This window comes from Kribbella sp. (genome assembly GCF_035655035.1).
Classification (GTDB): Bacteria; Actinomycetota; Actinomycetes; order Propionibacteriales; family Kribbellaceae; genus Kribbella.
In genome coordinates this window covers 1-2,047 of record NZ_DASRVN010000759.1, presented here as the reverse complement: position 1 = coordinate 2,047, position 2,047 = coordinate 1, and the positions used below count along the sequence as shown (strand labels likewise).

At 66.1% G+C, this 2,047-nt stretch carries 3 protein-coding genes and 1 pseudogene; 1 reads left to right on the top strand and 3 read right to left on the bottom strand.

Annotation, left to right across the window (positions count from 1 at the left end; all coding sequences use genetic code 11):
* The coding region (locus tag VFF46_RS38590) for an HAD-IA family hydrolase (RefSeq protein ID WP_325042235.1) at positions 1-480 on the top strand (480 nt) is incomplete at its 5' end.
* Here VFF46_RS38590 and VFF46_RS38585 read toward each other — a convergent pair.
* The 3 genes and pseudogenes from VFF46_RS38585 to VFF46_RS38575 all read right to left on the bottom strand — a co-directional run.
* Positions 474-1,202 carry a hypothetical protein gene (locus VFF46_RS38585; RefSeq protein WP_325042234.1) on the bottom strand — a complete coding sequence of 243 codons (729 nt, stop codon included), beginning with the start codon at positions 1,200-1,202 and terminating at the stop codon, positions 474-476. The two genes, VFF46_RS38590 and VFF46_RS38585, sit on opposite strands and share 7 nt — an antisense overlap.
* A 43-nt stretch (positions 1,203-1,245) precedes the next feature.
* The gene (locus tag VFF46_RS38580) at positions 1,246-1,647 is read right to left on the bottom strand and encodes a hypothetical protein (RefSeq protein ID WP_325042233.1); all 402 of its coding nucleotides are present in this window, start codon (positions 1,645-1,647) and stop codon (positions 1,246-1,248) included.
* Between the two features lie 141 nt (positions 1,648-1,788).
* Positions 1,789-2,047, bottom strand: a pseudogene (locus VFF46_RS38575) (lysine 2,3-aminomutase); the annotation flags it as partial.

The window sequence follows — 2,047 nt, the reverse complement described above, 5'->3', positions numbered from 1 at the left end:
CTCCGCGTGATCGCCGAACGCTGCGGCGGCACCCCGTCCGAAGCCCAAGTCCAGGAGGCCACCAGCCTCCGCCGCGCGCTCGCCCGCCGCCTGCTGAGCGCGGCACCCGCGGCCACCCTCGACACCCTCGCCGCCTTCAAGACAGCCGGCTGGCGAATCGGCCTGATCAGCAACATCACCGCCGAAACCCAACTGCAGTGGGCCGCCGGTCCGCTGGCGAAATACTTCGAAGCAACCGCCTTCTCCGCCGAGCTCGGCACCGCGAAACCCGAACCCGCCATTTACCGAGCAGCCTGCGCCGCCCTGGACGTCGACCCACACGACAGTATTTACGTAGCCGACGGCATGGACGGCGAACTCTCGGCCGCCGCCGGGCTGGGCATGCGCACCATCCGCACCCTCGAACACGCCGACAGCGACCCGACCTGGCAGGGCGAAACCATCACCACCTTCGCGGACCTGACAACCCGCCTTCAGTAGCCGCCGGCGGCGACGAGCTGTGACTCGAACGCCGCGATCCGGATCCGTCCCTTGCCTTTCGGGGGAATCAGGAGGACGGCGTCACGGAGCGTCGTCTCGGTGAGCGCACTCTCGTATTTCGCGGTCGCCGGGCTGAACGCGTTCTCCGGCATCACCGCCCACCAATAGGTGTACCGCGGCCCGATCATCACGGTGTAGTCGTGCGTGAGCGTCACGAAGACCACCGCGGTACCGGATGTGGTGATGAACGCCGGCGACTGATCGGACGCGGTGAAGACGTCGGTGATGCTGCGGTACGACCCAGGCCGCTTCGCGTGCTGCACCCTGTTCTGCACGATGTCGTTGAGTAGGTGGGCGATGTCGGCGGTCGGCTCGAAGGCTGCCGCGTGGGACGACCTGGCTCCCTCCGTCAGGTACTTCGCCAGACCGGCTGCGGCAGCTCGCGGGCTGAACTGCGGCGCTCCGATCACCGACTTCGGATAGCTGAACGACCCATCGGGTTTGGCCTTCATGGCTCGGTCGATCTTGTACCCGGCTTGGCTCTGCCGCACCAGGTCGCCACCTTCGACGGTGGCGATCAGATCGCTGTCGCGAGTGCGGTTCGCCTTGTTGTTCACGTCGTTGTAGTTCTTGATCACGGCGGCCGCGCCCTGCTCGGTAATGGCAGGCCTGGTGAGCGTCTGGACGGTGTCCGGGCGTGGAATTGCTGAGCAGCCGGTCACGAGAACGAGTGCGACGCTGACGGACAGGATCCGCCGTACGTCGTCACTCCACGGTCCTTGGGTCGGAGGTTGCTGGGGCTGGGGGGACGGTTGCGGAGGGTGGGTGCGGTTGCGGAGCAGGACCAGCAGGATGCCCAGGGCAAGGAGAACGATGCCTGTGGCAAAGATCGTGAGCGCTGTGCGAAATGCGTTGCGTGCCGGTGCCGTTCGCCTTGGCCACCCACCAGTCGAGGGAGGCCGGCGCGGTGAGCGGCCCCGCCGTACCCTTCTCGTCCTCGGTGCTCAGTGCGATCGGGTACCGCACCTGCATGAGCTTGGTGTGCCCGACGCCTTTCAGATAGCTGGCGAGCTGTGGCGTGGTAGCAATCGCCAGGCCCTTGCTGCTCAACTGTTGCTCGCCGGAATGCACGGTGTCATCCGGCCCGATCACCCAGAACGCCGCCACGCCTCCAACCGCCACCACCCGCGCCGATCAAGCGGACTCCGCGCACGCAAGTTCTCTCCAGGTCGATGCCGAGTTGTGAGCGTAGCGGTTGCTGTCGGCATCTGTTGGGTTACCTGGGGAGAATTGCAGGTTGTTGCAGAGTTAGTTGAGGTCCAGGAGTTTTTGGGACTCGGCGGCGGCTCGGGAGGCGGCGGCGCGGGATTCGGCTTCGGCCAGGTGGTTGCCGGCGTGTTCGGTCCACCAGCGCTGGCCTTCGATGGGGAGGGTGTCGATCGGGTCGTAGTACTCGTACGTGCGGTTCAGGGCCTCGGGGTCCTGTTGTTCGATGCCGGTGCGGTAGTTCTTCTTCCAGTACGAGATGCCGCGGACCTCGTCGTACTCGGACAGCTGGTGGACCCAG